This window comes from Hymenobacter coalescens, from assembly GCF_054783195.1.
In genome coordinates this window covers 1-4,768 of sequence record NZ_BAAGRA010000033.1, presented here as the reverse complement: position 1 = coordinate 4,768, position 4,768 = coordinate 1, and the positions used below count along the sequence as shown (strand labels likewise).

Below are 4,768 nucleotides of genomic sequence, written 5' to 3'. Positions count from 1 at the left end.
GATTTCCGGCCGGAGTTATCCACCGTTCTAAAAGCTTTTTTCCTCGCGCGAAACACAACTTGTGATATTTGAAGTATTTGTTCTATTTGAGGGGTTCGTAACTTATTGAATATCATGTTATTACAAGCACTTCAAACCACCTTTCGTGTATTTCAAACCACCTTTCGTGTAGCAAAAACCACCTTTCGTGTAGCAAAAACCACCTTTCGTGTATCTATCGACCACCTTTCGTGTATCTACAACCACCTTTAAAAACCACTTTTGTTTTAGATGGTGGTTTAATGATTATAATTGCAGCTGAATCAGCTAAATGCCTGTCTTGATGAACCAAGAATTAGAAATCCGTCAGCATAATGCCCTCACGAATGCCCGCTACGAATACACTGAGCTGCAGCTAGACCTATTTTTCTTCATCATCTCTAAGCTGCGGAAAGATGAGAAGGACACTATCTATCAGTTGGATATCAGAGAACTGTCTAGCCTGACGGGCAAGCGATACAATGGGGCTTACCTGCATAAAGCCACGGCTGATATGGGCTCCCGCATGCTGGAAGTGGAAGATGCCAAAGAGTACCGGCAGATATGGATGTTCCAGCAAATCCGCTACATCAAGGGGGAAGGAATCATCGAATTTGACCTAACCAAGTACGTTTTACCCTATCTATTCCAACTCAAAAACAACTTCACCAGCTATGAGCTAGCTGCTGCGCTCCGCCTCACTAGCAAATACGCTAAGCGTATTTATCAAATCTGCAGCCAGTGGAAAGACCTGGGAGAAACGAAGAAGTATGACCTGCAGGACTTCAAAAAGATGCTCGGCCTACTTGATGAAAAGGGCAATGAAAAGATGGAGCGAATCAGCCAGTTGCGAGAAAAGGTGCTGGACGTAGCCGTTAAGCAAATCAATGAGCATACTGAACTGAATGTCAGCTACACGCTGGAAAAGCGCGGAAAGACCTTCAAAAACATCACTTTCACAGTGAAGCCACAGGCTCTAGCTGAGACCATTCCTTTCGACCTGGAGCCAGGTGCAGCTTCTCCGGCAGGTCTGGCCCCGCACCAAGTGGAGAACGCCAGGCGCTTGCTCACGCAGCTGAGCATCACCACGCCCGAACTGGTGGCCACCATCCTGGCCAGCTCGGCGCACGTGGCGGCCTGCAACAAGTTCGCCCATGACCTGAAAACCGGCAAGCACTCCAAAGCTCATTCCCTCTCCGGGCTACTGCTCACCATCCTGGGCCTTAAAAAGCCCGCAAACGGGCCGCTGTTCGACGCGGCCACCAAAAAGTAGGGCCTACCCGCCTACTTACCGAAAACGCGCTGCCAAAGGCTCTTTCGCGCTGGCTCGGCTAACCGGGACGCAATGCCCTCGACCATCTGCGTCAGCTGCTCCACCTGCACCTGCAGGTCGCGGGGGCTGGCCGGCAGCTGCGACTGGGTCAGCTGGCCCTGGCAGAACGAGCGCATGTCCTCGTTCACAAACTGGCCGATGGTCTTGCCGGCGCGCTGCGCAGTCTTCTCGACAATGGCCCGGGTTTCCAAATCAACCCCGCGAATTGCCCATAACCCCGTGTCGGGGGCCTTGCGGGGCCGGCCTCCCTTGGCTTTGGGTTTAGTTGTGTTTTGTTCTGGTTCTGTTGTCGCCGTTTCAGCAGAAGTTATACCGAACTCGGGTTCTGTTGCGGCTCCTTCAGCAGAAGTTATACTTAACTCCGGTTCTGTTTTTCCCTTTTGCTGGCTCATCCGGTTTTGTTAAACGTTTAGTTTAACAGCTAATGTAGGAGGGTTCAAGACATGTAAGTTTAGTATTACAAAACCCTGAGTTTAGTTAATAAAATTCAAAAAGCTGTCTATCAGTTATTTATATCCTAACTAGCTTTAGAGCGTGTTGAGGAATTTCAACTGTGTCTACCTTGGTGTATGCTATCAGACTACTCCTCCAAAGCTCTCGCTCTGCTACTTGCTTCACTTCCTGACATGCATGGGTTGTTTACAGAGCGTGAGGATTATTTCGTCATAGATACGACCAGCCCTGCAGGCTGGCCCTTTTGGGTGGATTCGGACGACGAGCAGATAACCGTTGGGTTCGCCGAATACCATTGCCACTGCGGTGGATTCGCTGGCAGCACCGTGGAAAAGGACGTTGCGGAGGCTGTCGATTTCATCCAGGCGTTGCGCACAGGGCAGTTGGTACTTGCTGTTTCATTTCGTGGTGAAGAGTATGCAGGGTCTTACCCGCTTCCCCCTGCTGAACAACCGAGGAACCTTGCAACAGGAGCAAATATTTCCCTCAAGATTAGACGGTGGTCAGAATAAAATACAAACAGGACTTTCTCCCGACTAGGCACTTCTAAAAAGTCCCTTCTTCGTCTGGGTTCTGTCCCTTAACATAATCGTAGTTATAAGCGCCATCTCGGAATCCGTGCGGTTTTTGCCCCCACTGCCCCTAGTTTCGAATTTTGGTACTTTACCGCCAGCTTGACGAGACCAGGACGTATCATTTCAATGACTAACCGAGACCTACGCAACACTTTATTAGCGCTTCTAGCATCAGAATTCGAGCCTTACGGCTTTGTGCTCAATAAGGCACAGGCTGAGTTCACCAAAAGGTCTCCGGATGGTTGGCAAAAATTCCACTTAGTCTTCCTGGTGCGCAGTGAGGGATGGGAAATCAACCCAGGCATGCTGATACGCAAGAATGTAGTAGAGGACATTTACCACCGAGCCTCTTATTTCGAACCCAAGTACCACAAAACCACCCCGACAATTGGTATTCCAATAGCGGATTTTATCAGGGATGGCAAAGACCACCGTTTTCAACTGAACACGGAGGCAGACCTCACCCCCGCTTTCCAAGGTCTAACAGCATTATTTAAACAAGTTGTCCTCTCTTTCTTCAAGCAATATGATGATATGGAAGAGCTTGACAGAGAAGTAAATATCGAAGCTAGGAAGAGTATTTTTTCAGGCCTCAAGTTCGAAGGTAGCGTGGGGCTTATTCTAGCCAAACTAACTAACAACCCGCGGTACGACCAACTGGAGAGGAAATACCGCAGTTATTATCAGCAGCTGTCAAATGGGTTTTATCTTGCTGAATACGAAGGCGTTGTAAAAGCATTAAAGCTCGTAAACGCCTAAAACCTCCTCTAAATAGCCGCTTACACATCATAAACGAACCTATCTCATACCTATTCCACCGCCACGGCTGTGCTGCTGCTCGGCCTGGCGCACGCGCTGCTGGGCCACTTGGCGCTGCGCTTCCTGCTCCAGCTGCGGGTTGAGTTCCTTTACTAGCCCGTAGAAGCGCTTTACCTCCTGGTGCTGGGCTTGGCTGCCCTCTATGCCGCGCTGCAGCCCGAGCGGGGCGAGCTTGGCCGCAAAGCTGGTCTGCATGTCGCGCATCTTCTGCCGGTCGCCGAGCATCGCCCGGCAATTGAGCTTGCCGGCCGCGTCGATGGGCACGACCGTGGCGTGGATGTGCGGGGTCTGCTCATCGAGGTGCAGCACGGCGTTGACGACGTTCTCCTTCCCGTAGCGTTCGCTCAGCCACTCCATGGCCCGGTCCCGGAAGCCGGCCAAATTGGCCCCGTCCTCGGCCGACCCGACCAGTTGGGCCGGCTTGCCCGACTGGCCGGGCTCCTTGCGAATGTCCAAAAACTCGGGGCTGAACGTCATCAGGTGCTCGACCGCCAGCACGGCGTTGCTGCGCACCGTGCAGCCGGCCGCATCGAGGCGGGCCTGCACGTCGGCTGCTAAGTCCTGGCTGCCGACCAGCTGCACGTTGAGCGGGGTCAGCTCGGCGTCCGCGTTGGGGGTGGGCCGCAGCCGCTGCAGGTGCTCGTTGAGGGAAGTCAGGTTGCCGGCGGTCTTGAGCTTGGCCGTGCGCAGGATGGCATAGGGCATCGGGGCAGTAGGGAAAAAGGGTGGCCAGCGGGCCGGCTTCGGGTGCCGCTGGCCACTGGGTAGAACGGGTGCCCGCAGGGCCGAACAGACAATTTTGGACAGCCTAAAGCGCAGCGCTTAGGCTGTCCAAAATTGTCTAGTGAGTACACAACGCTTGAACTTTACGCTTGCTTACGTTTGCACCTTACGCTTATACTGGATTATTTACGCTTATACTTTACGCTATCAGGTGCTTACCTACGCTAAATCTTTACGCTTGTCCCGCCTGGTGGTACCGGACTTCCCTTCACCAATCGCTGCACCACCGAGTTCCCCCGCTCGTACTGCATCCGGTCGAGTAGCGTCCGTATCTGCTGCACCTGGTCCGGGGTCATCGTATCGCCGAGCTGGGGCAAGAGCTTCCCGGCCTCCTCGCCCAAGAAGTCGATTTTGCGAGCCAGGTAGTACTCTTCGCCCTGGTACAACCACTGCGCTTCCTCCGACTTTTGGGCCTTATCCCACGCGCTTACCCGGCAGTTGGTGGAACAGAACCGGCCTCCTTTGCGGCGGGGAGTATAAACAGTTGAACAGTGCTGGCAGGTGTAGCGCATACAGGGAAATTGCTATTTGCCTTTCTCCTACGGGCAGGCATAGCGACTAGGTTACACCTAGTGCCGGCGCTGCTCAGGACTTGCTTCCCCACGGCCCCAGGGGCCAAAGTTCTCCCGGGTGCAAGAGGGTACATAAGCTCAACAATTGTGTTTACATACTGTTGATTACCAATTATATAGTATTTATTTAATATTCGCAAGTTACTGGCTTCTAGGGTGTTTTGTTTGCTTTCTGATTTCCGGCCGGAGTTATCCACCGTTCTAAAAGCTTTTTT

At 52.5% G+C, this 4,768-nt stretch carries 6 protein-coding genes; 3 read left to right on the top strand and 3 right to left on the bottom strand.

Annotated features, from left to right (window positions below):
* The first annotated feature begins 322 nt into the window (after positions 1 to 322).
* Positions 323 to 1,291 carry a replication initiation protein gene (locus ACYVKQ_RS23145; protein WP_460677753.1) on the top strand — a complete coding sequence of 323 codons (969 nt, stop codon included), beginning with the start codon at positions 323 to 325 and terminating at the stop codon, positions 1,289 to 1,291.
* 11 nt (positions 1,292 to 1,302) lie between these two features.
* On the opposite strand, the gene ACYVKQ_RS23140 is transcribed toward ACYVKQ_RS23145, so the two are convergent.
* The gene (locus ACYVKQ_RS23140; protein ID WP_257873447.1) at positions 1,303 to 1,542 is read right to left on the bottom strand and encodes a hypothetical protein; all 240 of its coding nucleotides are present in this window, start codon (positions 1,540 to 1,542) and stop codon (positions 1,303 to 1,305) included.
* A gap of 378 nt (positions 1,543 to 1,920) precedes the next feature.
* On the opposite strand from ACYVKQ_RS23140, the gene ACYVKQ_RS23135 reads away from it, so the two are divergent.
* Together ACYVKQ_RS23135 and ACYVKQ_RS23130 are read left to right on the top strand one after the other, a co-directional pair.
* The gene (locus ACYVKQ_RS23135) at positions 1,921 to 2,316 is read left to right on the top strand and encodes a hypothetical protein (protein ID WP_460677752.1); all 396 of its coding nucleotides are present in this window, start codon (positions 1,921 to 1,923) and stop codon (positions 2,314 to 2,316) included.
* 189 nt (positions 2,317 to 2,505) lie between these two features.
* On the top strand, positions 2,506 to 3,138 hold the full coding sequence (locus ACYVKQ_RS23130) for a hypothetical protein (protein ID WP_460677751.1): 633 nt from the start codon (positions 2,506 to 2,508) through the stop codon (positions 3,136 to 3,138).
* A gap of 39 nt (positions 3,139 to 3,177) precedes the next feature.
* Here ACYVKQ_RS23130 and mobV read toward each other — a convergent pair whose 3' ends face one another.
* Positions 3,178 to 3,903, bottom strand: a complete 726-nt coding sequence (mobV, locus tag ACYVKQ_RS23125; protein WP_460677750.1) for a MobV family relaxase — start codon at positions 3,901 to 3,903, stop codon at positions 3,178 to 3,180.
* A 242-nt stretch (positions 3,904 to 4,145) separates the two neighbouring features.
* Positions 4,146 to 4,493: a hypothetical protein gene (locus ACYVKQ_RS23120; protein WP_460677749.1), complete on the bottom strand. Its 348-nt coding sequence runs from the start codon at positions 4,491 to 4,493 to the stop codon at positions 4,146 to 4,148.
* Between the last annotated feature and the right edge of the window lie 275 nt (positions 4,494 to 4,768).

What these genes read in the sequence shown, in the direction of transcription:
- ACYVKQ_RS23145 (WP_460677753.1), top strand. Translation starts at nt 323, where the DNA reads ATGAACCAAGAATTAGAAATCCGTCAGCATAATGCCCTCACGAATGCC.
- ACYVKQ_RS23135 (WP_460677752.1), top strand. Translation starts at nt 1,921, where the DNA reads ATGCTATCAGACTACTCCTCCAAAGCTCTCGCTCTGCTACTTGCTTCA.
- ACYVKQ_RS23130 (WP_460677751.1), top strand. Translation starts at nt 2,506, where the DNA reads ATGACTAACCGAGACCTACGCAACACTTTATTAGCGCTTCTAGCATCA.
- mobV (WP_460677750.1), bottom strand. Translation starts at nt 3,903, where the DNA reads ATGCCCTATGCCATCCTGCGCACGGCCAAGCTCAAGACCGCCGGCAAC.
- ACYVKQ_RS23120 (WP_460677749.1), bottom strand. Translation starts at nt 4,493, where the DNA reads ATGCGCTACACCTGCCAGCACTGTTCAACTGTTTATACTCCCCGCCGC.